This is a genomic window from Sphingorhabdus sp. SMR4y (assembly GCF_002218195.1).
GTDB lineage: Bacteria > Pseudomonadota > Alphaproteobacteria > Sphingomonadales > Sphingomonadaceae > Parasphingorhabdus.
Map to the genome: position 1 here is coordinate 1,600,013 of NZ_CP022336.1, position 24,115 is coordinate 1,624,127.

Consider the following 24,115-nt stretch of genomic DNA (forward strand, 5'->3'; position numbering starts at 1 on the left):
CAATAGCGATTCGATGATAAGACTGAACGGAAAAGACCGGATCGAAGGCGAGCTGCGCGGCGCGATCATTGCGCTGGGCAATTTTGACGGCTTTCATTTCGGCCATCAGGCGGTGGCCGGCAAGGCGCTGAGATGGGCGCGGAAGGAAGGCCGTCCGGCGATTATCGCGACATTCGATCCGCATCCGGTGCGCTTTTTCAAGCCCGATGTCGCGCCGTTCAGGCTGACGTCGCTGGACCAGCGCCAGCGATTGTTTGCCGATGCCGGGGCCAGCGCGATGCTGGTCTTCGAATTTGACGCAAGGCTGGCGGCCACAACGGCGGAGGATTTTGTCAGCAAGCTGCTGGTCGAGCGTTTCGGCGCGGCTGGCGTGGTGACCGGTGCGGATTTCACCTTCGGCAAGGGCGCCAAGGGCAATATCGACCTGCTGCGCGATGTCGGCACGGTGCACGGATTAAAATGCAAAGCGGTTAGCCCGATTGGCGACAGCGATGCGATAATCTCTTCCAGCCGCATCCGGGCGGCACTGAAAGAAGGCCATTGCGAAGAAGCAAACCGCTTGCTGACCCGGCCATTCGCGATCCGGGGCGAGGTGATCCACGGCGACAAGAACGGCCGCGAATTCGGTTTTCCCACCGCCAACGTCGATATCGGCCAATATCTGCGCCCGAAATATGGCATCTATGCGGTCAAGGGCCGCCTGCCTGATGGCCGGGTGCTGAACGGCGCGGCCAATCTGGGCATTCGCCCGAGCTTTGATCCGCCGAAGGAATTGCTCGAGCCGCATTTCTTTGATTTCAGCGAGGACCTTTATGGCCGGACGATCGAGGTCGAGCTGCACCATTTTTTGCGCGGCGAGGAGAAATTCGACGATCTGGATGCGCTAAAGGCGCAGATGAAGAAGGATTGCGACCGGGCGCGGCAATTGCTGACTTAGGCGAGCGGATGGGCGTGAGAGTATCTGCCGTTCGTCCTGAGCCTGTCGAAGGACGCGTCAAGCCGATGGAGGTCGTTGAGCTGCGCTCGCCCTTCGGGTCGACAAGCTCAGGACGAACGGTTTTAGGGCAACCTGATGAAGCTATCCCATCTCCCGTTCGTGGTGAGCCTGTCGAACCACGCCTCCCGACGAGAAATGTCCTTCGACAAGCTCAGGATGAACGGATGCAGGCGTTTAGGCAGCCCTGTACGTCATTGCGAGCCCAGCGAAGCAATCCAGAGCGTCGCTTGCCGCACTGGATTGCCACGGGCTTTCAGCCCTCGCAATGACGCGCCGGATGGACCGCTCCCGTGAGGCACAAATCTCGCTTGCACCCGCGCCCCGCCTCCCCTAATCCCCGCGATCATGACCGATCCCAAAGCAGATTATAAAGACACGGTTTTCCTGCCGAAAACCGATTTCCCGATGAAAGCCGGCCTTGCGAACAAGGAACCGGCAATATTGGAGCGCTGGCAGAAGATCGGTCTCTATGAAAAGCTGCGCGAAGCCCGCGCCGGCCGCGAGAAATTCATCCTTCACGACGGCCCGCCTTATGCCAATGGTAATATCCATATCGGCCACAGCCTCAACAAGACGCTGAAGGATCTGGTGGTCCGCTCGCAGAGCCTGCTCGGCAAGGACGCGCCTTATGTGCCCGGCTGGGATTGTCACGGTCTGCCGATCGAGTGGAAGATCGAGGAGCAATATCGCAAGAAAAAGCTGAACAAGGACGAGGTCCCGGCGAGCGAATTCCGCGCGGAATGCCGTGAATATGCCGACAATTGGGTCAAGGTGCAGCGCGAGGAATTCAAACGGCTCGGCGTGCTGGCGCAGTGGGACAAGCCCTATCTGACGATGGACTATGACGCCGAAGCGGCGATTGTCGCCGAGCTGCTGAAATTCGCCGAAGCCGGCCAGCTCTATCGCGGCGCCAAGCCGGTGATGTGGTCGCCGGTCGAGAAAACCGCGCTGGCCGAGGCCGAGGTGGAATATGAGGATATTGTCTCGACGCAGATTGATGTGGCGTTCGAGATTATCGACGCGCCGAACGCGCCAGAACTGGTTGGCGCTCATGCGGTGATCTGGACGACGACGCCGTGGACTATTCCGGTCAATCAGGCGTTGGCTTATGGGGCGGATGTTGATTATGTTTTGGTAGGCGAGCATCAAGGACCAAAATATCTAGTCGCGAAAGCTCTGGTTGAATCCGGTGAACTATATGGCCGTTTCCTCGCTCAAGAGGCGACCGAAATCGTTTGGCAGGGTAAAGGCTCGCAACTCGACGGAGCCACCGCCAAACACCCGATGGCCGACAAATTCCCGGACAGCGAATTCTACACCAAGCCGCGCCCGTTTCTCGATGGTTCACATTTTGTCACCACCGATGCGGGTACCGGGCTCGTCCATATGTCGCCCGATCATGGCGAGGATGATTTCGATCTCTGCAAGGCCAATGGCATCAATCCGGTGTTCGCGGTCGATGCGGATGGCGTCTATCGTGAGGACTGGCCTTGGCTGCCGCGTGGCGACGAGCGCGCCGGCGGGGTGATCAACAAGAATTTCAACGGTCCGGAAGGCCCGATCTGTTCGGATTTGCGCGAGGCGGGCGCCCTGCTGTCGGCCAGCGCCGATTTCAAGCATAGCTATCCGCACAGCTGGCGCTCGAAGGCGAAGATCATTTACCGCTGCACGCCGCAATGGTTTGTGCCGATGGATGAGCCATTGGCGGCACCCGATGCCGTTCGTGCTGAGCTTGTCGAAGCACAGCTTACAGACGCAGGCCCTTCGACAAGCTCAGGGCGAACGGATACTCCCACCCTCCGCGAAGTCGCGCTGGACGAAATTCGCAACAAGGTCCGCTTCGTACCGGAACGCGGGCGGCGCCGTCTCGAATCTATGGTCGAGGGCCGCCCCGACTGGGTATTGTCACGGCAGCGCGCCTGGGGCGTGCCGATCGCGCTTTATGTAAACCGCAAGAGCGGTGAATATCTCAACGATCCGGCGGTCAATGCGCGGATCATCGAGGCGTTCAAGACCGGCGGGGCCGATGCCTGGTTCAATGCCAATCATCAGGATTTCCTCGGTAATGATCACAATCTCGAGGATTATGAGGTGATCACCGACATTCTCGACGTCTGGTTCGACAGCGGCTGCACCCATGCCTTCGTGCTGGAAAGCGGCAAATGGCCCGATCATCAGTCGCCGGCGGATCTCTATCTCGAAGGCAGCGACCAGCATCGCGGCTGGTTCCAGTCGAGCCTGCTGGAATCCTGCGGCACGCGCGGGCGGGCACCGTACAAGGCGGTCCTGACCCACGGGATGACGCTCGACAAGAATGGCAAGAAAATGTCGAAGTCGCTCGGCAACACGCTTGATCCGAAGAAGATCATCGACGTGCAGGGCGCGGATATCCTGCGGCTGTGGGCGGCGAGTGTCGATTTTACCGAGGATCACCGGATCGGCGATGAAATCCTGAAAGGGGTTTCGGACAGCTACCGGAAGCTGCGCAACACCTTCCGCTATATGCTCGGCGGTCTTGGCGACTTCACCGATGCCGAGCGCGTCGCGGTCGCCGATATGCCGGAGCTGGAACGCTATATCCTGCACCGGCTGGCCGAGGTCGACGCGGAGCTGAAGCAGCACGTCAACGACTTCGCCTTCGGTCCCTATATGCGGACGCTGAACGCCTTTGCGCAGGAAGACCTCAGCGCCTTCTTCTTCGATATCCGCAAGGATTGCCTCTATTGCGATGCGCCGGACGATCCCAAGCGCATGGCTTACCGGACGGTGATGGATATCCTTTTCCACGCCCTCACCCGCTATATCGCGCCGGTGCTGGTATTTACGGCCGAAGAGATCTGGCAGTGTCGCTTCCCGGACGAGAATGACTCGATCCATTTGAAGGAATGGCCGGAGGTCGATGGGAGCTGGACGGATGCTGATCTCGCCGGGAAATGGCAGAAAATTCGCGATGCCCGTGAAAAGGTTACCGAGGCGATCGAACCGTTGCGGCGGGAGAAGACCATCCGCTCCAGTCTGGAAGCAGAGGTCGTGTATCCGATGGCCGATCTGCCGATCAGCGCGGAAGAATTTGCCGAGCTGGCGATTGTTGCGGATGTTACCGATGGCGCGGAAATCGCTGTGACCAAGACCGACAACCACAAATGCGGACGCTGCTGGCGCCTGCTACCGGAAGTGGAAGAAGACGGCGCGCTGTGCGGGCGTTGTGCGGAGGTTTTGGCGTGAACCGTTCTCCGTTCGTCTCGAGCGTAGTCGAGAGACGCATTACGCAATATCCATGTGTCTCGACTTCGCTCGACACGAACGGGGGCTGATATGACGGATAGCGCGCAAATCACCAAATATCGCCGCATCGGCTTAATCATTGCCTTTCTGATCTTCATCCTCGATCAGGCGAGCAAATTTGTCGTGATGCAATTGTTGCAGCTGCCGTCCAGAGGCCAGATCGAGCTGATTCCCTTTTTCAACCTGACCTGGGCGGAAAATTACGGGGTGTCGATGGGGCTTCTGACTGCGTCATCCGATTTCCAGCGCTGGGCGCTGGTCGCGTTGACCGGTCTGATCGGCTTTGCTGTTTTCATCTGGATGCACCGTGAAAAGGCGAAATGGGATATTCTCGCGCTGGCCATGGTACTCGGCGGAGCAATGGGCAATATCGTCGATCGCGCGCGGCTCGGCTATGTTGCCGACTTTGCCGATCTGCATATCGGCGAGTTCCGGCCATTTCTGATTTTCAACCTCGCCGATGCCTGTATCAGCATCGGCGTGGTGATCCTGCTTGCACGGGCGCTGCTAATCCGCGAAAAGAAGGACGATACAAAAGACGATGTTCAGCTTGACGAAAGTTGACCTGTGTCAGGAGCGCGCTATCAGGCTTCGTAAGAGATTTTTGAGGGACAATAACATGCGTAAATCGACCGTCGCCATCAGCCTTGTTTCGCTGGCCAGCTTGACCGCCTGCGGCTCCAGCGGGCTGTTCGACCGTGACCGGCCGGATGAATTCGCAGTTTCGCGCCAGCCACCACTGGTCATTCCGCCCGATTTCACGCTGACCCCGCCGCAGCCCGGCCAACCGCGCCCGCAATCCGGCGGTTTGCAGCAGCAGACTCTGGAAGCCCTGTTTGGCGGGCCACAGGCGCGCAGCGTCACCGAAAATGCAGTTGTCGGCCTGGCCGGTGAATCCGATGCCGGGATTCGGTCCTCGGTCGGCGATCCGGACACCTATACCGTCGACAAGGGCAGCGTCACCCGCGACATTATCGCCGCGCCGGAAGGCGACGGTCAGAACGCCCAGGCCGCTACGCCGGATTAATGATCGCGCTCCGCACATGATGCGGAGCGTTTTTCTTCATTTCCCGAATTGTCCCTCTGCGCAGACGCACCAAGCCTCTGCCGCACGGGAGAAGGCCTGTTCATTCAGGTACGGCGGTAATCTTTGTTCGTGCGTTGGTGCCACGGATGATTTCCAGTGATGTCCTGGGCAAGCCGAGCGCCTTTGACAGCAGCTTCAATACAGCCGCATTGGCCTTGCCATTTTCCGGTGTAGCGGTGACCCGAACCAGCAAGGTGCCGGCAGGTCCGCCCTCACCCGGCAGGCTGATGCTGTTGTCGCCCGCATTGGGCGTGACTTTCACGGTCAGTTCACCGTCATTGATGAGCGACAGCAGCTCTTCGCGGGGCGGGAATGGAGTCTTTTTTGCCATTGTTTTTCACTGTTCCCTTCTCCCGTGAAGGAGAAGGATAGGGAGCCTTATTCGCGAAGCGGGTTAGGCGGAGTTGGATGAGGATGTTCTGAACCCCGAAGCGCAGTACACCCTCACTCAGCTGCGACTAGCAAACAAGTTTGCTAGTCTGCGCAACCAGTTTGTTTCGGCTTCAGGTCGAAGCGATCCCCCGGATCACTTCTAAAACATGCTGGGAGCATGTTTTACCTGAAGCAGAACCAAACTCCCGTAAGGGAGAGGGAAAAAGGCCTAATGCCGGAAATGGCGCATGCCGGTGAACAGCATCGCGAGCCCGGCTTCGTCAGCGGCGGCGATGACTTCATCGTCGCGAATCGAGCCGCCGGGCTGGATTACTGCGGTGGCGCCCGCCTCGACCGCGGCCAGCAGGCCGTCGGCGAAAGGGAAGAAGGCATCGGAGGCGACTGCCGAACCGATGGTGCGGGCTTCGCTCCAGCCGGCTTTTTCCGCTGCATCCTTGGCTTTCCATGCCGCGATCCGCGCCGACTCCAGCCGGTTCATCTGGCCAGCGCCGACGCCGGCCGTCGCGCCGTCCTTGGCATAGACAATAGCGTTGGATTTGACATGTTTGGCAACCGTCCAGGCGAACAGGCAATCGGTCATTTCCTGCGCACTCGGCTGGCGCTTGGTCACGCATTTCAGATCATCGCGCGATATCTGGCCATTGTCGCGGGACTGCAGCAGGAAACCGCCGGCGATGGACTTGAAGCCCATGCCGGTGCGCGCCGGATCGGGAAGCTCTCCGGTCAGCAACAGGCGCAGATTCTTCTTCTTGGCGAAAATGGCCTTGGCCTCGTCATCGGCATCGGGGGCGCAGACGACTTCGGTGAAGATGCCGGTCATCGCTTCCGCCGCCGGTCCATCGAGCGGGCGGTTGACCGCGATAATGCCGCCAAAGGCCGACACGCTGTCGCAGGCCAGAGCGGCCTTGTATGCGTCGAGAATAGTGTCGGCGCTGGCGACGCCGCACGGATTGGCGTGCTTGACGATGACCACGGTCGGCGGCCCGTCGCGAAATTCGCTGACCAGCTCGAGCGCGGCATCGGCGTCGTTATAATTATTATAGCTGAGCGCCTTGCCCTGCAGCTGTTCGGCCTGGGCAATGCCGCTCGCGGACGGGCCGTCGGGCAGATAGAGCGCGGCACTCTGGTGCGGATTTTCGCCATAGCGCAGCTCGACCGGGCTGCTCATGGTGACCGGCAGCGTATCGGGGAACATCTTGCCCTGGTCGGCAAAACCGAACCACTGGGCGATCATGCTGTCATAGCTGGCGGTCGCGGCAAAGGCCTTGGCGGCCATGTTCTTGCGGAAAGCGAGCGAGGTGCCACCGTCATTCTGCTGCAGCTCGGTCAGCAGGGTATCATAATCGGAGGGATCGGTGACGATGGTGACGAAATCGTGATTCTTTGCCGCGCTGCGCACCATCGAGGGCCCGCCGATATCGATATTCTCGATAATCTCGTCCCGTTCCGCGCCCTTGGCGACGGTCTGGGCGAAGGGGTAGAGATTGACGATCACCAGATCGATCCCGGCAATATCATGTTCTTCCATCGAGGCGACATGGCCGGCATCATCGCGCCGGGCGAGCAGGCCGCCGTGCACTTTCGGATGCAGGGTCTTGACCCGCCCGTCCATCATTTCTGGGAACTCGGTCACATCGCTGATGTCGGCGACGTCGAGTCCCGCTTCGCGCAGCGCCTTGGCCGTGCCGCCGGTCGAGATCAGCGCGATTCCCATCGCCGCCAGCTGCTTGCCAAGATCGGCGAGACCGCTCTTGTCCGAAACCGACAAAAGCGCGCGGTTGATTTTTATATTTTCGGTCATTCTTACCCCATATGTTTGAGCAGCCAGCCGGTGGCGCCGCCGCCCCTGCCCACTGCTCCGGAAATTACCATCTGCATGACCTCATGGCCTATGCCCATGCCATCGACCCAGACGCTTTCTTCCAGTTGAATCTCTCCGCTGGTCGAGCGGAATTGCCACAAATTCCCATCCTTCAGACGCAACAAGACGCCCTTTCCTTCCGAGATCAGGTCAGTTTCTATATCAGGGCCAAGATGGAAGCGCAGCGCATATTCGATATCATTTTTGCGCCGTCGGCGTTTTTTGCCATCCGGGATCAGCATATCCTCGCCGCGCAGCTCCAGCCCGTCCGAGCGGACCAGCAGCAACCGCTTGTGGAGCAAGCCAAAGCGCCTGGCATAGCCGTCGTGGCTGGCCTCGAGCCGGGTCGCGTTTTCGACATCGCGACGGAACAGTTCGACTTCGCTGACGCCGCGGCCGAGCTTGCCGTCCGGAAGGATCGAGGTGCTGTTGCTGTCGGCGATGCACAGGGTGCTGTGGGCAGCGGTGGTGCGCAGGCCGCGCGCGAGCGCCGCCGGGATGGTCGCGCCGACCAGTCCAGCCCCGCCACAATTGCTGATGATCCGGCAGTCGCCATTGGAAAATTCAAAGGCCAGTGTCGAGGCGCAGCCGGCCACCGCCATGCGCGCGATCGGCGGCGGCGCGGCATCGAGAACCAGCACCGAACGGCCGGAAGAAACGCGCTGATAACCCCATTCGTGCGCCTGCCGCAGCGGTCTGGCCCGAACACCGCTGGCCTCCACCACTTGCGCGATCTGTTCCGCCGAGGTGGCGCCGCTGCCCTGCCAATTGCCCAGAGTTCCGTCAAAATGGGTCAGCGCGGTGAGCGGCGGCACCGCCTTGTTGAGCGCTTCTTCCAGAAAGGCAGGGGCATCTTCCTTGCGCGCGATATAGACCTGCTTGAGCATCGACAGCAGGATCACCGCATCGATCTGGTTGAGCGGCGAACGCGAGACGGAGCCGCCGTCGGCAAAGAAAAATTCGCCCATCGCCTTCTCCAGCCCCGCTTCGCCGACAATCTGGCGGACCCGTCCCTCGGGCAGCAGCAGCGAGGCTGCGACGACACCGCTCCACGCGACCAACCGGCCAAGGCTGCTGTTGGCCTTGTCCGCGGTCCGGTCGAGATGACGGGCGGTGCGGGCGATATTGTTGAGCAGCTTGGAGCGGTAGATGAGATCGCGCGACGACAGGATAAGCGGCGCATGGCTGGCCCAGATCAGCAACCGCCAGCCACAATTGTCGGGCCGCCACGCCGGCTGGCGAATCGTGTCGCCATTGGCATCGAGCCACTGGTTCATCAGTTTTTCCGCCACCGGCACGGCCTGGTCCCGGGACGCCGCCGTGTCGAGATCGCGCAGCCACTGGAAACGGTGGACATAATCCTCGAATTGCGGCGGCAGTTTCAGCTCGGCAAAATCGATCTTTTCATGTTTTTTCTTGAGGCCGCGAAAGAGGAAGAAGCCCGCACGCACGGCCATGCCCTGCACCCGGTCGCCCTCGACCGGATCGACCGGCACTGCGAGCAGCCGCAACGGCAATTTTCCCGAAAGACGGAGCCGGTGCAGCGGCATTCGCCAGGTCATCCGGTAGTAAAGCATTGTCGCTTGCTGGGCGAGCGACTGGCCGCGGTCGCGGTCGTGGCGCAAAGTGAGGCTGCGGCCTTCGCCTATGGTATCATTTTCATCATCAATTTCTGGCTGTTCCGGGTCGCCATCACCCAGATCCAGCCGGTCGGATCTGCTGGTGGTCATTCACCCCTCAAGCCGCGAATATTGGCGGCATATTGATCCGGGCCGCCGCGGAAGGTTGCAGTGCCCGCAACCAGTGTATCGGCCCCCGCAGCTATCGCTTTCGGGGCGGTCTTGAGATCAATGCCGCCGTCGACTTCCAGCCGGATATCCTTGCCGGTGGCGTCGATGCGCTTTCGGATCGCCTCGATCTTGCGCAACTGGCTGTCGATGAAGCTCTGGCCACCAAAGCCCGGGTTGACGCTCATCACCAGGATCAGATCGAGATCGTCAATGAGATAATCGAGGATGTCGAGCGGCGTGGCCGGATTGAGCACCAGACCGGCCTGCTTGCCGAGCGACTGGATCGTCTGCACCGTGCGGTGCGGGTGCGGACCCGCTTCCGGGTGAAAGGAAATGATGTCCGCGCCAGCCTCGGCAAAATCCTCGAGAAACTGGTCGACGGGCGATATCATCAGATGGACGTCGAACGGCTTGGCGCTGTGCGGACGCAGCGCTTTGACGACCGCCGGCCCGATCGTGATATTGGGGACGAAATGGCCGTCCATCACGTCGACATGCACCCAGTCGCAACCGGCCTTGTCGATGGCCTGCACCTCTTCGCCCAACCGGGCGAAGTCGGCGGAAAGGATGGAGGGGGCAATACGAATATTGTCGGACATGGCGCTTCCTTAAGAATATGCCCGGCAGTAGGATTTTTCAACGGGGCAGGCAAGGCGCTATTCTGGCAGTGCCACAGTCCCTTGTGGACAAATTGGGGACAGGTTCACAAGATATGGGAATTCAGCTTTTCCGTACCAGCCGGGCGATGAAAAATCCGTCGACATGGCCCTGTTCGGCCAGCGTTGTCGGCAATGTGCGGACGCAACCGGATTCGGTCGGCGCGATGCCGGTTGGCAGTTGTTCGGCACGGACCGGATCGATGGCGAATGCCGCGTGGCGCTCGAGAAAGGACTCGATCTGGTCCTCCCCTTCCTCGGGTTCGAGCGAGCAGACGGCATAGACCAGTGTCCCGCCGGGTTTCACCCAGGCCGCAATGCGGTCCAGCAAGGCGCGCTGCATGTCTGCGCGGTCCTCGATCTGGCGAGAGCCGATACAGTGCAGCACGTCGGGGTGCCGCCGGTAGATGCCGGTGGCGCTGCACGGCGCGTCGAGCAGGATCGCGTCGGCGGGTGCTTCGGGTGTCCATTGCATCAGGTCGGCGATCACTTCTTCGGCCTGCAATCGGGTGCGCTGGAGATTGTCCCGAAACCGTTCCATCCGTTTCGCGCTATTGTCGACAGAGACGACTTTCCAGCCGGCGCTGGCGAGCTGCATGGTCTTGCCGCCGGGGGCCGCGCAAAGGTCGAGTATCACCCGCCCATCGCCATCGCCCAGCAGCCGCGCGGGGATCGAGGCGGCGAGATCCTGAACCCAGAACCGCCCGTCTTCAAAGCCGTCGAGCGCGGTAACGGGAAGATCCGGAAGCATCCGCAGATGTTTCGAAGCGAGGCTTTCGCCCTCCAGCGTGCCGACATCATCGGTCCGGAAGCTGAGATCGAGCGGCGCGGGACTGGCCCATGCCCGGCAAGCCGTATCGGCGACATCTTCGCCCCAGTGGCTGGTCCAGCGATCCAGTGTTTCCCCGGGAATTTCCGGATATTCTGGCAGTTTCAGCTTGCCCGATTCGATCCCGCGCATGACGGTGGAGAATACGCCGTGGACCAGCCGGCGCGGGCCGCCATGGACCAAAGGCAGAGCGGTCGAAATCGCGGCATGTTGCGGCGTATCGAGAATAAGCACCTGCGCCAGCGCGATGCGCAGCGCCATCCGCGCCTTGGCATCATCGGCCAGCCGGTTGCGGGTGGCGCTGTCGATCATCGCGTCGAGCGCGGTCATCCAGCGCAGTACATTGGCGGCTATATTATGGGCCAGCGCCTTGTCCGACGGGTTGGAGAGTTTCCCGGTCGCCGCCGGCATCGCCTGATCCAGCGTCTCGCCACGCCGACAGACAGCATCAAGCAGACGCAGGGCAGACTGGCGCGTCGCGAGGCCGGGGACTTTATTGTTGGGCTGGTTCATGTTCATTCCGCGATATTTGGGCTTGCAGAACCCGGATGGTCCGCTCTGCCCCACCGCATAGACCTTCCCGCGGTTCGATCAAGCTTTTGGGTGGAGAGGCCGGACCGATAGAAGATGATCATGACCAGGCGAGGCCAGCAGGCGGCATTGGCCGCAGCCACCTCGATCTGTCATGACGCCCCGCAAATCACCTTGTCGACGGCGTTGTGATCTACATCACTCTTCCATTCACCAGTCGCGCTAGATCGGCATCTGGATTGATCCGGGGGGCTTTCAAAATTTCTATTTCGCCAGTCACTGCAGCCCTGTGCAAAGCCGTGACCGGGCCACGGAATAATTTTCCGAAAGGACCATGCACGGATCGATCCGCAATTTCGCCGATGCAAAATCGGTGAACACAGCCCGTCCGCTGCCGGAAACTGGCGCATTGCCAGCAAAGGCGGCACATCATTTCAATAAACAGGAACCACATATGAAAAATTCTATTGCGACCTTGACCGTTTTTGCCAGCGCTTTGGCTCTCAGTGCATGCGGGAGCAGCAATGAAGCTTCGGAAACTCCGGAAGCTGCGGCAACGGAAGAAACGGCGGAAGCAGTGACCGGGGAAGCTTGTAGCCAGGACGACATGATAGCCAAAGCCACGAAACTGGGCGAGAAGATGCAGGCTCTGGCCAGCGATCCGGCTGCGATGCAGGAGATGACCAGCAAGATGCAGGAGGTCCAGGAGAAATTGCAGAAAGGCGCTGCGGACGGAAGCTTTGGCATTGCCGAAGCTTGCGCCGTTTATGACGAAATGCTCGCCGAGTAGATTTTATCAGGCAAAGCGATGGGACGCGGCGGCGGGAATGCTTTGCCGCACCATCGCTGAAACCAGGAAACGGGCCGGATTTTTCCGGCCCTTTCTATGCGTGCAGATAGACCAGGCCATCGACCTGTCCAGCTCGCCACGACGATAGACAATATGGCCGCCGACCGATCGACGCTGATTGAATATGCCAATCATTGTGATCGTCATAATTATCCGGACAACTTCCGATTGGCGGTTGAATAGTGCGGCGCCACAACATATTTCAAGCGTCTCGAACAGAAGGATAAGTGCTCGCCACTGCTGGCGCGCAGAAAATCTCAACCGAAAGAAAAGGACCATCAATGGCTACCATTAACAGCAAAATTTTGCCTTTCTCCACCGAAGCATTCTACCGCGGTGAATTCGTCAACGTGACGCAAGAACATCTCGAAGGCAAATGGGCCGTATTCTTCTTCTATCCTGCAGACTTTACCTTTGTCTGCCCGACGGAACTGGAAGATCTGGCCAACCAGTATGACGCGCTGCAGGCCATGGGCGTTGAAGTTTACTCCGTTTCCACCGACACGCATTTCAGCCACAAGGCTTGGCATGCCAGCTCCGACGCGATCGGCAAGATCAACTTCTACATGCTGGGCGATCAGAATCACACGATCAGCAACAATTTCGGTGTATTGCGTGAAGGCCAGGGCCTCTCCGACCGCGCGACATTCGTTGTGGATCCCGATGGCGTCATCCAAGTCATGGAAATCACCTGCGAAGGCGTCGGCCGGAACGCGGCTGAACTGGTCCGCAAGATCAAGGCAGCGCAATATGTCCGCGCCAATCCCGGTGAAGTTTGCCCGGCAAAATGGGAAGAAGGCGAAGACACGCTTGCCCCTTCCATTGAACTCGTCGGCAAAATCTAAACCCGATCCAACATCAATGAAAAATGCAGTGACCGGCTTTGCGCCGGTCACTCTCCCCCTTGGCTTCGACCTAATGCCAGCGAGCCGATAGCGCTGCCCTGGCGATATGAGAGAAATATCATGCCCATCATCGATCAATCCACCGCCGATCAGCTGAAAGCCTATCTGGTCAACCTGCGCCGCCCGATCCGGCTGGTCGCCACTCTGGACGACAGCGCGAAATCGGCCGAGATGAAAGAGTTGCTCGAGACGATCGCCCCGATGTCCGATCTTGTGGAAGCGGATCTCAACGGGACATCAAAGCGCGTGCCCTCCTTCCTGATTTCCGCGGACGACGGCAAATCGGAAGTCGAATTTGCCGGCCTGCCGCTGGGGCATGAATTTTCTTCGCTGATCCTCGCCTTGCTTCACGTCGGCGGCCATCCGCCGAAAGAGGATGAAGAGCTGCTTGAAAGCGTCGCATCGCTGGAAGGCGAATATCATTTCGAGACATTTTTCTCGCTTTCCTGCCAGAATTGCCCGGACGTGATTCAGGCGCTCAACATCATGGCTGCGCGCAATCCCAATGTCAGCCATGTTGCGATTGACGGCGCGCTGTTCCAGGACGAAGTCGAGGAGCGCAAGGTCATGGCGGTGCCAACCGTCTTTCTGAACGGCGAGCCCTTTGGTTCGGGCCGGATGAATCTGGCTGAAATCATGGCCAAGGTCGACACCGGCGCTGCCGAGAAAGCAGCCAGCAAACTGTCGGCCAAAGAGCCTTATGATGTTCTGGTAGTCGGCGGCGGTCCCGCCGGCGCGGCTGCGGCCATCTACACGGCGCGCAAGGGAATCCGCACCGCCATCATCGCCGAACAGTTCGGCGGCCAGTTGATGGATACGATGGGGATCGAGAATTTCATCTCCGTACCCTATACCGAGGGACCCAAGCTGACCGCGGAATTGCAGCGGCATGTGAACGAATATGATCTGGAAGTGTTCAGCCAGCAGCGCGTCGCGGATCTGGCGCGCCCGGGCAGTGAAGGCGATCTGTTCGCGCTCACGACCGAGAGCGGCGGATCGCTGAAAGCGAAAGCGGTCATTCTGGCAACCGGTGCGCGGTGGAAAACCATCGGCGTGCCCGGCGAAGCGGAATATCGCAACAAGGGTGTCGCCTATTGCCCGCATTGCGACGGCCCGCTTTACAAGGGCAAGCGCGTCGCGGTCATCGGCGGCGGCAATTCCGGCGTGGAAGCGGCGATCGACCTGGCCGGCATCGTCAGCCATGTCACCCTGATCGAGTTTGACAGCGCGATGCGCGCCGATGCCGTGCTGCAGAAGAAAATGAACAGCCTGCCCAATGTGACCGCCATCGTTTCGGCGCAAACGACCGAAATTACAGGCGACGGCGAGAAGGTCACCGGCCTGCGCTACAAGGATCGCAACAGCGGTGAAGAGCATGATGTCGCGCTGGAAGGTGTGTTTGTCCAGATCGGCCTGATGCCGAACAGCGAATGGCTGGGCGATGTGGTCAAGAGATCGCCTTATGGCGAGATCGAGATCGATCATCGCTGCGAAACATCGGTTCCCGGCATCTTTGCGGCGGGCGACGTTACCACAGTGCCCTACAAGCAGATTGTCATCTCGATGGGCGAAGGGTCAAAGGCCGCGCTGTCCGCTTTTGACTATCTCATCCGGGCGGATGGCTAGGCCGGAGAACCGTTTCTGCGCCCCCCGGCGACTGCTATCGCGTCGGGTCCAGCGCGCTCGGCTTGCGTCGGCGACCGCTGTCGCCGGTTGCCGCGGGCTGGTCTGACCACCCGCTGCCGCCACCCTGCGCCATTGCCTCCAGCGCCGCGATCCGGTCTTCGGTGGCGGGGTGGGTGGAGAACATCTGGCGGACGCCGCCCGGCACGATATAAAGCTGGGACGCCGCCGGATTGCGTTCGGCCACCGGGTTGGGAATGCGGGCGGCCTGACCGGAAATCTTGGCCAGCGCAGAGGCCAGTGACAATGGCTTGCCGCTGATCTGGGCGGCTGCAGCATCCGCGCCGAACTCGCGGGTACGGCTGATCGCCATCTGCACGATCATCGCCGCGAAAGGCGCGATCAGTACGGCCATCAGACCGGCAATGCCGGCGTTCCGGTCGCGGAAAAACAGGCCGAAATTGGCCAGCATCGAGACGGCACCGGCGATCGTCGCGACCATCGTCATGATCAGCGTATCGCGGTTCTTCACATGACCCAGTTCGTGCGCCATCACCGCTTCAATCTCGTCATGGCTGAGCATTTGCAGCAGACCGGTGGTCGCGGCTACCGCCGAATGTTCCGGATCGCGGCCAGTGGCGAAGGCATTGGGCTGGGGCTGGTCGACGATATAGACTTTCGGCATCGGCAATTGTGCCCGTTTCGCCAGATTTTCGACCATATTGTAGAATTCGGGGTGACTTTTGCCATCAATCTCGACCGCATTGTGCATTTTCAGCACAATTTTGTCGGCGTTCCAGTAAGTGAACAGGTTCATGCCCGCCGCGACCAGCAAGGCGATGATTGCGCCGCCGCTGCCGCCCAGCGAATAGCCCAATACCATGAACAGCGCGGTCAGCGCCGCCAGCAACATGCTTGTCTTCATGAAATTCATTGTCTCTACTCGCTTGATTGTGATCCTGCTGATCTCAATATAGGATTTGAGGCGGGACGATTCAATTTGGCGGACAGGTGAAAATATGACCGATAGCAATAGAAAACCCGGTGAGCGTCCCGCTCATGTGAAGGCGCCAGCACATCTTTCCAAAAGCAAGCCGGTGCCGGAACCCGATCCGCTGGACAAGGCCGACGAAATCGCGGCCCAGAAGGGACCGACCCGCTATGGCGACTGGGAGCATAAGGGTATCGCGGTCGATTTCTGATGCGCCCCGCGACCGACAGGCCGCCATAATCCACAACAAGCACCACCAATTAAACCTTTGCGCCACCGCGCTTTTATGGAAAGATCGCGGGCCGAAGCCGGAGCGGGAGCGATAGTGTGAGCAAGGACCAGCCGGACAGCGAGGGCATTGAAACCATCGCGCCGGAAAACAGGAATGTCCCGACTGATGTCGCGCCGGACACTGCGGCAGAGGCCGGATCCATCGACATCAGCTTTTCGCCGGGACTGTCGGCCTTTCTGAAAAGCGGCAATATTTCGATCGGCTTTACCTCCTACCAGACCGGGCGGCTCTATCTGATCGGCCATGGCCCGGACGGTAAGCTGGCGCTGCACGAAGCGGTCTATCCGCAGGCGATGGGCGTGACCGGCGATGCCAGCCGCATCTATCTCGGCACGCTGACCCAGATCGTTCGAATGGAAAATGTTCTGGCGCCCGGGCAGACCGCCAATCAGGTGCATGACAAGGTCTATGTGCCGCGCAATTTGCAGACCACCGGCAATGTCGACATCCACGAGATCGGCATTCAGGACAATGGCCGAATTCTCTTCGTCAACACCCGCTTCAACTGCCTGTGCGAACCGAGCCTGACGCACAGTTTCAGGCCGGTCTGGAAGCCCGATTTCATCAGCGAAATTATCGCCGAGGACCGCTGCCATCTCAATGGGTTGGCGATGGTCGACGGCCGACCGAAATATGTCAGCGCCGTCGCGCGTTCGGACAGGGCCAATGGCTGGCGTGATCATCGGCATGATGGCGGGCTGATCATCGACGTCGAAAGCCAGGCGATCATCGCCGATCGCCTGTCGATGCCGCACAGTCCGCGTGTCCATGACGGCCGGGTCTGGCTGCTCAATTCGGGCAGCGGCGAGTTGGGCTGGCTCGACCGGGCCGACAACAGCTTTGTGCCGCTGGCCTTCTGTCCCGGCTTTTTGCGCGGCCTGGCCTTTCACGGCGAATTTGCCTTTGTCACCCTGTCAAAACCCCGCCACGGTCATTTTGAGGGGCTGGCGCTCGATGACCGTCTGAAAGAAACGGGGAGCGACGCCTGGTGCGGCTTCCAGATATTGTCGCAAGCGGATGGCACGGTCAAAGAATGGCTGCGGCTGGAGGGCGCGATTACCGAGCTGTTCGATATCTGCGTGCTGCCCGGCGTGCGAAATCCGATCACTCTCGGCCCGAATTCGGTCGAGATCAGGGATTTTCTGACGGTCGAACCGCCGGCTGGCTAGAATCCGCCTGGCCCGCTACGGAAGCGCGAGAAATTCGGCTATTGCCGCAGCCGCCCGCCGGGAGGGCGGCCGTTTCGCATCGACATCGAACGAATAAGCAAAGGCAGCCGTCTGCGCCTCCCGAAACGGGGCCGGCAGCGGCGAAACAGTCTCCAGCGCCGGTCCAAGATCGCCAATAGCGTCCAGCACCGGACCGAATTTCCAATGGTCGTAATTGGCATTGCCCTGCCAGTCGGCGTCATGGGAATTGAAGAAAATGGCCGGGCGCGGCCGCTGGATAAATTCGTAGATCTGGCTGCTGACGTCGCCAAGATAGATGTCTGCTGCATTGGTATAGGTCATGTCGACGCTGCGGCTGCTGCCGGTGTCGATATGGATATGGGGGAGCGCGGCGTAGCGCGGGTGGATATGCTGGCGGAACTTGAGCATCCGGTGCTCGACCGAAGCGAGAAGCTTGCGCTGGAACAGCATGACATGCGGCGCGAAGATCAGATTATAGGCCTCCTGTTGTGCGAAATAGTCAAGAATCGACTCGCCGAAACGGAACCAGGAGGACAGCAAAGGATCGAAATGCGGGTTGTAGAGAACCACCGGCCGGTCATTGTCGAACAGCTTCACCGGCGGACGGTCTGCATAAGCCTCGAATTTCGGATAGCCGACGATCCGGTGATTGTCGGGACGGATCACGCCGGCCGCGAGCATCCGGTCACGGGTTTTCTCGCCGGGCAGCAATACATGGTCGAACAGGCCGATTTCCGGCGAGAAGCCGATCGACCGGTCACCGGCGCCATGGGGAAAGAAGATCAGTTTCGGCGGCCCCGGTTCTTGGCCTTTCTTGAGAAAGGTCGTGGTGGTTTCCGGCACCACCAATGCATCGAAATGACGAAACAGGTCGCCGCTGCGCTTGAGGCTGCTCAGCCGGTTGAGCGGCACCATCTTGCCCAGCATATTTTCGGCCAGCCGGCTCCAGCGGTTCGGCCGGATTGACCAGAAAGCAGGGGTCGGCAAGGCCGGATCGAGAAACTGCCGGACCGCCTCGGCCTGACGGTCGCTCGAGGTGATCACTTCCACCCGCGCGGTTGGCGCCTGCCGTTGCAGCGCGGGAATAATCGGCGCGATATGGGCGACCTGGTGCAGCTCGTCATGATTGAACAGAAAGCCGATACGCCGGGGATCGATGGATGATTCGGAACTCATATATATGCCATCGGATGTCCGACCTCATCTGCTTGCCAAAAGCGCTGGCGGAGCCAGTCCGCTGCTGCCTGTCCTTGGACAGATTCTGCGCGAAAGTCTACCGGCTCGCGGTCCGGCCCCGCATCGAACAGAGCGCCGGCAAGCGCCGCTTTGCAAAAGCCGCCGGTGCGGCTACATATAGCGGGCGCGGCCCGTTACCGCTGGCCGCGCTCGATCATGACAAGGACGCCCGTGCCCCCAGCCAGTAATTCCGACATGTCCGCCGGTGAATTGTCTTCGCCCCCGCAGCCACTGTGGACGGCGATCCTGTTGGCGGGCCAGCGGCCCGAGGGCGATCCGATGGCCGAATATTGCAATGTCCGGTACAAGGCGCTGATCCCGATCCACGGACAGACGATGCTCGAACGGGTAACGCGCGCGCTGGTCAAATCGCCGCATATCGGCAGAATCGTCGTGATGGCGCAATCGCCGGACGCGCTGAAAGCTGGTCTGCCTGCCGATCTCGCCGAGGATGAGAATATAGCCTTCTTCCCGTCGACCGACGGTATCGCGACCAGCATTCACAGCATTGTCGGCAGCGATGCCGCGCCATGGCCGGTGCTGGTGACCACGGCCGACAATGCGCTGCTGACCAGCGCAATGATCGACCGTTTTTTCGAAGAGCACCGCGGCCAGGATGTTGCGGTCGGGGTGGTCGAGCGCCGGACCATGCTGGCCGCTTATCCCGACGCCCGCCGCACCTGGCTGAAATTCCGCGGCGGTGCCTATAGCGGCGCCAATCTCTTCGCCCTGCAGGGGGAAGCGGCAAAGCCGGCGGTCGCCTTCTGGTCGGCGGTCGAAAAGGATCGCAAGAAGGGCTGGAAGATTTTCGCCCATTTCGGCCCCCGGCTGCTGCTGCGGGCGCTCAGCCAGACTATCGGCTTCAGGGAGGCAATGGCGCAGGCCGGCGAGCGCATGGGGCTGCGGGCCGAACCGATTGTCCTGCCCATGGCCGAAGCTGCAATCGATGTGGACAAGCCCGAAGATCTGGCGCTGGTGACGAAGATATTGGAGCGGCGGGCGGGTCAGGCCTCGGAAAACCGTGCCATCTGACAGGCTCTTGCGCCCGTTACGCAATGCCCGGTTGATATGGGCACTATGGGCCAGGAAACAGCACCGGAAACGCACAGCCGCTCTTCTGCAAAAACTCCAATTGTGGCCGTTTATACTCTATACGCTTTATATAAAGGCGGACGAATTATCGAGTGTATGGTTGTTGGTGCGTCACACTTACATCGTAGCAACAAATATTTAACCAGATTAAATAACCGATCTTAAAATCTAAACTGCTATCCCGATTGCAGATTGAACGTGCGCCTCATGCATTTTCAACATCACTAAATAGGGGCCAGCCTATGAAAACAGTAAAAAACACCATTTCGTTAGCCGCCATAATTGGTGGCCTTGGCATCTGTGGAACTGCCACTGCGGGCACCGCAACGGGCTCACTGCCAGTTTCGGCCATCGTGCTGGAAAATTGCACAGTTGTCTCCACACCGCTTGTTTTTGGAGCACTTACCGAGGTCGGTGCATCTGATGTAGACAGCACTGCGGTTTTGACATTGACGTGCACACCAAATGCAGACTTTTTTGTCGCGATGGACGAAGGCGTAAATGCTTCATCAGGCGCACGACGCATGAAAAATGCTCTTTCGGATGAATTTTTGCCTTATGAAATTTACACCGACAACACCTATGCGACAGTTTGGGGCAGTACGGAGGGTACCGACACCGTTGCTGGTACTGCTCCGCTTGGCGTCGCGACTTTGACCGCATATGGCCGCATCGATGAAGGTGTGAGTTCGGTGAGCGCCGGCACCTATGCCGACACCGTTACAATTACGGTTAATTTCTAAGCTATGCTTTACGGTTAATTTAGTAATTTTGGCTACTTCTCATTGTCATGAGACTAGCAAGAATTTCTCTTTTTATCCTGCTCATGTTGCCTTGGGCGCATGTTCCCGCTCAGGCGGGGACAGCGCCGAGGGCAACTGCAGCTTTTAACGTAACGCCATTGCGCCTGGAGATTCCATCCGATCAGGATGCCAGTCAGATGCTCTTGCGCAATGATTCGGATGGCGTGATGGCCGTGCAGATCAGGATATTCAGCTGGAACCAGCAAGATGGTAGCGATAATTACAGCCAATCCAGCGATTTTATAGTCTCACCATCAATCGTCAGGATTGATCCGGGGCGTACGCAAACATTGCATATCATCGCCTCCGTCAAACCGGACGCCAATGTCGAAGCCAGCTACCGCGTGGTTATCGACCAGCTACCGCAAAGCGTCAAACAACAACCCGGCGCGGCCCAGACCAGATTGCGGATGACGATACCCTTATTTAGCGGCGGAGATCGCGCGCCAGAGCAAAATCTCCGTTTTTCCATGACCGACAATATATTGTCGATCACCAACGCGGGCGGTCGAACGGCCAAGATTGGCGGCCTGTCAATCGAACAAGCATCACAGCCCCACAAATTTCCAAGGCGAACCACGCCGCGCTACATTCTTGGCGGGGCAACGGTTAGAGTTGCACTTCCGGACGGTGTTCAATGCGATAGTGATGCTGTCCGGATCACGGCGATAGTCGACCGGAAGGCAATCGATGCGATCCCGACGCAAAGTTGCTCTTGAGGCCACATCTGGCTTAGCGACTGTCTTTTGCTTGGTGCACGCCGGAGAGGCAAACGCATCAAATGATCCGTTCGCACTGCCAACGCAATCCTCCAGTAGTAGCAATCCTCAACATTTTGGTGACGGAACGCTAAATGAGGTAAAACTGCAACCAGCGGGGAATTATGTCCTCTTCGCCGACATTACCGTCAACGGAGAGCAGCTAAAGCGAGTCGCCAAGTTGATGGACCGCAACGGGGACCTAGCGATCTCTGCGGAAAGCGCGATTTACGCTGGCTTGGTCGATAAAATGCCCAAACAGGATTATATCGCGCTCAAGGACATTGCGGGCATCAGCTTCACATTTGACCCACTCAGCTACCATCTCGATATTCGCAAACGCCGCAACTCCGACGGGCCCAATTTGGTTGATTTTGGAAGAGGCTCTAGAGATCGCACCGGCGCAGGAAGCCCAATTACCGCTTTCATGGTCGATTATGATCTGAGCGCCAGCGTCAATAATCGCGAGACCAGTGCTTCCGGATTGGTTAATGCACGCCTGGTGCGCGGTAATGTTGCAGCCCAGAGTAATTTTCGTGTCCAGACCAGGCCCGCCAGTGGTCAGCCCCACGCGATCCGTCTCGACAGCGCAATCACCATAAACAAGCCGGACACGATGGCGCGCGCGACCCTCGGAGACTTTATCAGCGCTGCGCCCGCCAATAGCCGGGCTGTAAGAATGGGCGGCCTTCAGCTTGCCACTGATTTTGCCTTGCGGCCTGATCTGATCACTTACCCATTACCGGATTATAGCGGTGATGTCGCTGTGACGTCAGGACTTGACTTGCTCATCAATGACCGGCGGTTGACCAATACTGAAATCGAACCCGGAGAATTTTCAGTCCGCAGCATTCCAGTTCCAATCGGACGTAGCGAGATTGGTGTAATCGTCCGTGATGCGCTGGGGCGGGAGCAGATACAGAGCGTCAATTTTTATAGCTCCCGGTCCTTGCTGGCTCCGGGTTTGATCAATGCCGCTATCAATATCGGCGCTATCCGACGGAATTACGGACGCCACAGCAACGACTATGGCAAACTGGCGGCGAGCATGATGTACCGCCGCGGTTTTAGTCCGAAGTTTACTGGTGAGGTCGCGCTGGAACTGCAAAACGGCTTTACCAATGCGGGCGGTGGCGGAAGCCTTGCCATCGGTTCGATCGGCCTGCTTAGCGGAGATTTCCGATTGAGCAGCTTTCGCCCCGCTCTTGGGCCAGCGCGGCGCGGCACGATGTTTGGTGCATCATTTGAAAGTCTTGGCCCGGTGGTTTCCTTTCGAGTGGAGGCGCAGCGGGTATCCGATGGCTATGATGATCTGGCAAGTGCCAACGGGGATGCCGCGCCGAGATCGTTGTTTTCTGCCAATATCAATTTCGATTTGAAGGATTTAGGGGCCTTCCGGCTGACTGCCGTTGAGCAGCGCCGCCAACGTAGCGAATTTATTGATGACAATAGCCGGACCACGCGCGTGCTATCCGCCAGCTATCGCAACAGCTTGAGCGCGGGCGCGAATTTCTTTGTTGACCTCTCCCACCGCAGCGGTGCTGGTCAACCCGGTGCAACCAGCATATTGCTTGGCTTGTCGATACAGTTTGGTGCAAAAACCAATGCACAGCTTAGTGCATCCTTTCAAGGCAACCGCGATCAAACAGAGCTCGGCGTTTTTCGTCCCGATAGCTTGCCCGGCGACGTCGGCTATGCGTTGCAGGCAGGCGTTGGCGTCGTTGAACGTATCAGCGGGCTGATCAGCTATCGCGGCGATTGGGGCCGGATTCAGGGACAAGCCGAAAATATAGAAGGCCAGTCAGCAGCCCGGGTCTCAGCACGCGGTTCACTCATTTTTGCCGACAACCAGCTCTTTGCGAGCGAGCGCACCAATGGCGGTATCGTCGTGGTCGATGCGGGCGGCGTCGAAGGCGTTACAGTGGAGCGTGAGAACCGCCCTGCCGGCAAAACACAACGTTCCGGCAAATTCCTCCTCACCGAAATCACGCCCTTTGTTCCAACAAAAGTCGGAATCGATCCAAAGACCTTGCCGCGCGATGCTTTAGCTCGGAAGTTAAACGACATGATCGTGGTGGCTCCGCGATCAGCAACAAAACTGGATCTGGGTATCAGCCGATACGTGCCCTTGCGTTTTCAACTGTCCGATATGCGCGGACAAATTGTAGCGCCCGGTACAGTGGTCAGCGCGTTGCCGTCACGGAGCGAGTATATTGTTGGCTTCGATGGCATGATTGAAATCAACGAAGCATTGGGAGACACAGAACTGCGGCTTGAACGGTTTGATGGCAGTGTTTGTCACGCCAGCATGCAGTTCATGATGCCAGCCGAAAATGATGGAGTAGCTGCGCTGTCATGTGACGCTCAAACCAGGGCTTTGCCGCTCGCCGCGATGGGTATCGAGCAGATCAAACGTCGAAGAAACTAATGCAGAGGCAGGCTCCTGATTTTCTTCCTGATAGCAGACCATCCGCTTCCCATTCCGGCCTCGGTCATCTCCACGGTGATCAGCTAGCGTCCGCTATCAAGAGTGAATCGCCATTTCGTCAGCGGCGGTTCTGAAACGCACCGGTTTTCCCTTTCATCGAGAAAAAACGCGGAATTGCGTCAGCGGGAAGCTTTTCAGATTTGGATGCATGTGGAAAGGGAGGCAATGGCGCAGGCCGGCGAGCGCATGGGTCTGCGGGCCGAACCGATTGTCCTGCCCATGGCCGAAGCTGCAATCGATGTGGACAAGCCCGAAGATCTGGCGCTGGTGACGAAGATATTGGAGCGGCGGGCGGGTCAGGCCTCGGAAAACCGGGCCATTTGACAGGCTCTTGCGCCCGTTACGCAATGCCCGGTTGATATCGGCACTATGGGCCAGGAAACAGCACCGGAAACGCACAGCCGCTCTTCTGCAAAAACTCCAATTGGGGCCGTTTTGAGGGACAGATTTGCATAGGC

The 24,115-nt window shown here is 59.1% G+C and carries 23 protein-coding genes; 15 read left to right on the plus strand and 8 right to left on the minus strand.

Annotated features, from left to right (window positions below; all coding sequences use genetic code 11):
- Nucleotides 1-13 precede the first annotated feature (13 nt).
- The 4 genes from SPHFLASMR4Y_RS07550 (at nucleotide 14) to SPHFLASMR4Y_RS07565 (ending at nucleotide 5,309) form a co-directional block, all read left to right on the plus strand.
- Nucleotides 14-937 (plus strand): bifunctional riboflavin kinase/FAD synthetase, encoded by a 924-nt coding sequence (locus tag SPHFLASMR4Y_RS07550; RefSeq protein WP_089132989.1) that lies wholly within the window; start codon nucleotides 14-16, stop codon nucleotides 935-937.
- Nucleotides 938-1,342: 405 nt separating this feature from the next.
- The gene (gene ileS / locus SPHFLASMR4Y_RS07555) at nucleotides 1,343-4,222 is read left to right on the plus strand and encodes an isoleucine--tRNA ligase (protein WP_089132990.1); all 2,880 of its coding nucleotides are present in this window, start codon (nucleotides 1,343-1,345) and stop codon (nucleotides 4,220-4,222) included.
- A gap of 90 nt (nucleotides 4,223-4,312) precedes the next feature.
- The gene (gene lspA, locus SPHFLASMR4Y_RS07560; RefSeq protein ID WP_089132991.1) at nucleotides 4,313-4,846 is read left to right on the plus strand and encodes a signal peptidase II; all 534 of its coding nucleotides are present in this window, start codon (nucleotides 4,313-4,315) and stop codon (nucleotides 4,844-4,846) included.
- Nucleotides 4,847-4,901: 55 nt separating this feature from the next.
- Entirely contained in the window at nucleotides 4,902-5,309 is a 408-nt protein-coding gene (locus tag SPHFLASMR4Y_RS07565; RefSeq protein WP_089132992.1) for a DUF3035 domain-containing protein, read from the plus strand.
- Between the two features lie 100 nt (nucleotides 5,310-5,409).
- Here SPHFLASMR4Y_RS07565 and SPHFLASMR4Y_RS07570 read toward each other — a convergent pair whose 3' ends face one another.
- The 5 genes from SPHFLASMR4Y_RS07570 to SPHFLASMR4Y_RS07590 form a co-directional block, all read right to left on the minus strand.
- Nucleotides 5,410-5,700, minus strand: a complete 291-nt coding sequence (locus tag SPHFLASMR4Y_RS07570) for a DUF167 domain-containing protein (protein ID WP_089132993.1) — start codon at nucleotides 5,698-5,700, stop codon at nucleotides 5,410-5,412.
- A gap of 270 nt (nucleotides 5,701-5,970) precedes the next feature.
- Nucleotides 5,971-7,563: a bifunctional phosphoribosylaminoimidazolecarboxamide formyltransferase/IMP cyclohydrolase gene (purH, locus tag SPHFLASMR4Y_RS07575; RefSeq protein WP_089132994.1), complete on the minus strand. Its 1,593-nt coding sequence runs from the start codon at nucleotides 7,561-7,563 to the stop codon at nucleotides 5,971-5,973.
- Between the two features lie 2 nt (nucleotides 7,564-7,565).
- Nucleotides 7,566-9,353: a heparinase II/III family protein gene (locus tag SPHFLASMR4Y_RS07580; protein ID WP_089132995.1), complete on the minus strand. Its 1,788-nt coding sequence runs from the start codon at nucleotides 9,351-9,353 to the stop codon at nucleotides 7,566-7,568.
- Nucleotides 9,350-10,012 carry a ribulose-phosphate 3-epimerase gene (rpe, locus tag SPHFLASMR4Y_RS07585; protein WP_089132996.1) on the minus strand — a complete coding sequence of 221 codons (663 nt, stop codon included), beginning with the start codon at nucleotides 10,010-10,012 and terminating at the stop codon, nucleotides 9,350-9,352. Before rpe ends, SPHFLASMR4Y_RS07580 begins: the two co-directional genes overlap by 4 nt.
- A gap of 121 nt (nucleotides 10,013-10,133) precedes the next feature.
- Nucleotides 10,134-11,411 (minus strand): RsmB/NOP family class I SAM-dependent RNA methyltransferase, encoded by a 1,278-nt coding sequence (locus SPHFLASMR4Y_RS07590; protein WP_089134759.1) that lies wholly within the window; start codon nucleotides 11,409-11,411, stop codon nucleotides 10,134-10,136.
- Between the two features lie 472 nt (nucleotides 11,412-11,883).
- On the opposite strand from SPHFLASMR4Y_RS07590, the gene SPHFLASMR4Y_RS07595 reads away from it, so the two are divergent.
- Nucleotides 11,884-12,219, plus strand: a complete 336-nt coding sequence (locus tag SPHFLASMR4Y_RS07595) for a hypothetical protein (RefSeq protein ID WP_145955477.1) — start codon at nucleotides 11,884-11,886, stop codon at nucleotides 12,217-12,219.
- 6 nt (nucleotides 12,220-12,225) lie between these two features.
- Here the strand turns inward: SPHFLASMR4Y_RS07595 and SPHFLASMR4Y_RS16870 are convergent, their stop codons facing one another.
- On the minus strand, nucleotides 12,226-12,426 hold the full coding sequence (locus SPHFLASMR4Y_RS16870) for a hypothetical protein (RefSeq protein WP_145955478.1): 201 nt from the start codon (nucleotides 12,424-12,426) through the stop codon (nucleotides 12,226-12,228).
- A 134-nt stretch (nucleotides 12,427-12,560) separates the two neighbouring features.
- On the opposite strand from SPHFLASMR4Y_RS16870, the gene ahpC reads away from it, so the two are divergent.
- Nucleotides 12,561-13,124 (plus strand): alkyl hydroperoxide reductase subunit C, encoded by a 564-nt coding sequence (ahpC, locus tag SPHFLASMR4Y_RS07605; RefSeq protein ID WP_089132999.1) that lies wholly within the window; start codon nucleotides 12,561-12,563, stop codon nucleotides 13,122-13,124.
- A gap of 120 nt (nucleotides 13,125-13,244) precedes the next feature.
- On the plus strand, nucleotides 13,245-14,810 hold the full coding sequence (gene ahpF / locus SPHFLASMR4Y_RS07610; protein ID WP_089133000.1) for an alkyl hydroperoxide reductase subunit F: 1,566 nt from the start codon (nucleotides 13,245-13,247) through the stop codon (nucleotides 14,808-14,810).
- 34 nt (nucleotides 14,811-14,844) lie between these two features.
- Here ahpF and SPHFLASMR4Y_RS07615 read toward each other — a convergent pair whose 3' ends face one another.
- Nucleotides 14,845-15,741: a M48 family metalloprotease gene (locus SPHFLASMR4Y_RS07615; RefSeq protein ID WP_186266076.1), complete on the minus strand. Its 897-nt coding sequence runs from the start codon at nucleotides 15,739-15,741 to the stop codon at nucleotides 14,845-14,847.
- A gap of 85 nt (nucleotides 15,742-15,826) precedes the next feature.
- Between SPHFLASMR4Y_RS07615 and SPHFLASMR4Y_RS07620 the strand changes: the two genes are divergently transcribed.
- Nucleotides 15,827-16,009, plus strand: coding sequence for a DUF1674 domain-containing protein (locus tag SPHFLASMR4Y_RS07620; protein WP_089133001.1), 183 nt, complete (start codon nucleotides 15,827-15,829; stop codon nucleotides 16,007-16,009).
- A 116-nt stretch (nucleotides 16,010-16,125) separates the two neighbouring features.
- Nucleotides 16,126-17,259 (plus strand): TIGR03032 family protein, encoded by a 1,134-nt coding sequence (locus SPHFLASMR4Y_RS07625; protein ID WP_260807116.1) that lies wholly within the window; start codon nucleotides 16,126-16,128, stop codon nucleotides 17,257-17,259.
- Between the two features lie 15 nt (nucleotides 17,260-17,274).
- On the opposite strand, the gene SPHFLASMR4Y_RS07630 is transcribed toward SPHFLASMR4Y_RS07625, so the two are convergent.
- A complete protein-coding gene (locus SPHFLASMR4Y_RS07630) occupies nucleotides 17,275-18,456 on the minus strand; it encodes a hypothetical protein (RefSeq protein WP_089133002.1) in 1,182 nt (393 codons plus the stop codon).
- 14 nt (nucleotides 18,457-18,470) lie between these two features.
- Between SPHFLASMR4Y_RS07630 and SPHFLASMR4Y_RS07635 the strand changes: the two genes are divergently transcribed.
- From SPHFLASMR4Y_RS07635 to SPHFLASMR4Y_RS17065, 6 genes are all read left to right on the plus strand, one after another.
- Nucleotides 18,471-18,704: a hypothetical protein gene (locus SPHFLASMR4Y_RS07635; RefSeq protein WP_089133003.1), complete on the plus strand. Its 234-nt coding sequence runs from the start codon at nucleotides 18,471-18,473 to the stop codon at nucleotides 18,702-18,704.
- Between the two features lie 7 nt (nucleotides 18,705-18,711).
- Nucleotides 18,712-19,548: a nucleotidyltransferase family protein gene (locus tag SPHFLASMR4Y_RS07640; protein ID WP_089133004.1), complete on the plus strand. Its 837-nt coding sequence runs from the start codon at nucleotides 18,712-18,714 to the stop codon at nucleotides 19,546-19,548.
- Nucleotides 19,549-19,850: 302 nt separating this feature from the next.
- On the plus strand, nucleotides 19,851-20,351 hold the full coding sequence (locus SPHFLASMR4Y_RS07645) for a spore coat U domain-containing protein (RefSeq protein WP_089133005.1): 501 nt from the start codon (nucleotides 19,851-19,853) through the stop codon (nucleotides 20,349-20,351).
- 197 nt (nucleotides 20,352-20,548) lie between these two features.
- Complete coding sequence (locus SPHFLASMR4Y_RS07650; RefSeq protein ID WP_260807117.1) at nucleotides 20,549-21,130, plus strand: molecular chaperone; 582 nt, start codon at nucleotides 20,549-20,551, stop codon at nucleotides 21,128-21,130.
- Entirely contained in the window at nucleotides 21,102-23,597 is a 2,496-nt protein-coding gene (locus tag SPHFLASMR4Y_RS07655; RefSeq protein ID WP_089133007.1) for a fimbria/pilus outer membrane usher protein, read from the plus strand. Before SPHFLASMR4Y_RS07650 ends, SPHFLASMR4Y_RS07655 begins: the two co-directional genes overlap by 29 nt.
- Nucleotides 23,598-23,822: 225 nt before the next feature.
- Complete coding sequence (locus SPHFLASMR4Y_RS17065; protein ID WP_186266078.1) at nucleotides 23,823-23,981, plus strand: hypothetical protein; 159 nt, start codon at nucleotides 23,823-23,825, stop codon at nucleotides 23,979-23,981.
- Nucleotides 23,982-24,115 lie beyond the last annotated feature (134 nt).

Excerpts from the sequence above, each read along its gene's own strand:
- SPHFLASMR4Y_RS07550 (WP_089132989.1), top strand. The coding sequence starts at position 14 with ATGATAAGACTGAACGGAAAAGACCGGATCGAAGGCGAGCTGCGCGGC.
- ileS (WP_089132990.1), top strand. The coding sequence starts at position 1,343 with ATGACCGATCCCAAAGCAGATTATAAAGACACGGTTTTCCTGCCGAAA.
- lspA (WP_089132991.1), top strand. The coding sequence starts at position 4,313 with ATGACGGATAGCGCGCAAATCACCAAATATCGCCGCATCGGCTTAATC.
- SPHFLASMR4Y_RS07565 (WP_089132992.1), top strand. The coding sequence starts at position 4,902 with ATGCGTAAATCGACCGTCGCCATCAGCCTTGTTTCGCTGGCCAGCTTG.
- SPHFLASMR4Y_RS07570 (WP_089132993.1), bottom strand. The coding sequence starts at position 5,700 with ATGGCAAAAAAGACTCCATTCCCGCCCCGCGAAGAGCTGCTGTCGCTC.
- purH (WP_089132994.1), bottom strand. The coding sequence starts at position 7,563 with ATGACCGAAAATATAAAAATCAACCGCGCGCTTTTGTCGGTTTCGGAC.
- SPHFLASMR4Y_RS07580 (WP_089132995.1), bottom strand. The coding sequence starts at position 9,353 with ATGACCACCAGCAGATCCGACCGGCTGGATCTGGGTGATGGCGACCCG.
- rpe (WP_089132996.1), bottom strand. The coding sequence starts at position 10,012 with ATGTCCGACAATATTCGTATTGCCCCCTCCATCCTTTCCGCCGACTTC.
- SPHFLASMR4Y_RS07590 (WP_089134759.1), bottom strand. The coding sequence starts at position 11,411 with ATGAACCAGCCCAACAATAAAGTCCCCGGCCTCGCGACGCGCCAGTCT.
- SPHFLASMR4Y_RS07595 (WP_145955477.1), top strand. The coding sequence starts at position 11,884 with ATGAAAAATTCTATTGCGACCTTGACCGTTTTTGCCAGCGCTTTGGCT.
- SPHFLASMR4Y_RS16870 (WP_145955478.1), bottom strand. The coding sequence starts at position 12,426 with ATGACGATCACAATGATTGGCATATTCAATCAGCGTCGATCGGTCGGC.
- ahpC (WP_089132999.1), top strand. The coding sequence starts at position 12,561 with ATGGCTACCATTAACAGCAAAATTTTGCCTTTCTCCACCGAAGCATTC.
- ahpF (WP_089133000.1), top strand. The coding sequence starts at position 13,245 with ATGCCCATCATCGATCAATCCACCGCCGATCAGCTGAAAGCCTATCTG.
- SPHFLASMR4Y_RS07615 (WP_186266076.1), bottom strand. The coding sequence starts at position 15,741 with ATGAATTTCATGAAGACAAGCATGTTGCTGGCGGCGCTGACCGCGCTG.
- SPHFLASMR4Y_RS07620 (WP_089133001.1), top strand. The coding sequence starts at position 15,827 with ATGACCGATAGCAATAGAAAACCCGGTGAGCGTCCCGCTCATGTGAAG.
- SPHFLASMR4Y_RS07630 (WP_089133002.1), bottom strand. The coding sequence starts at position 18,456 with ATGAGTTCCGAATCATCCATCGATCCCCGGCGTATCGGCTTTCTGTTC.
- SPHFLASMR4Y_RS07635 (WP_089133003.1), top strand. The coding sequence starts at position 18,471 with ATGTCCGACCTCATCTGCTTGCCAAAAGCGCTGGCGGAGCCAGTCCGC.
- SPHFLASMR4Y_RS07640 (WP_089133004.1), top strand. The coding sequence starts at position 18,712 with ATGTCCGCCGGTGAATTGTCTTCGCCCCCGCAGCCACTGTGGACGGCG.
- SPHFLASMR4Y_RS07645 (WP_089133005.1), top strand. The coding sequence starts at position 19,851 with ATGAAAACAGTAAAAAACACCATTTCGTTAGCCGCCATAATTGGTGGC.
- SPHFLASMR4Y_RS07650 (WP_260807117.1), top strand. The coding sequence starts at position 20,549 with ATGCTCTTGCGCAATGATTCGGATGGCGTGATGGCCGTGCAGATCAGG.
- SPHFLASMR4Y_RS07655 (WP_089133007.1), top strand. The coding sequence starts at position 21,102 with ATGCGATCCCGACGCAAAGTTGCTCTTGAGGCCACATCTGGCTTAGCG.
- SPHFLASMR4Y_RS17065 (WP_186266078.1), top strand. The coding sequence starts at position 23,823 with ATGGCGCAGGCCGGCGAGCGCATGGGTCTGCGGGCCGAACCGATTGTC.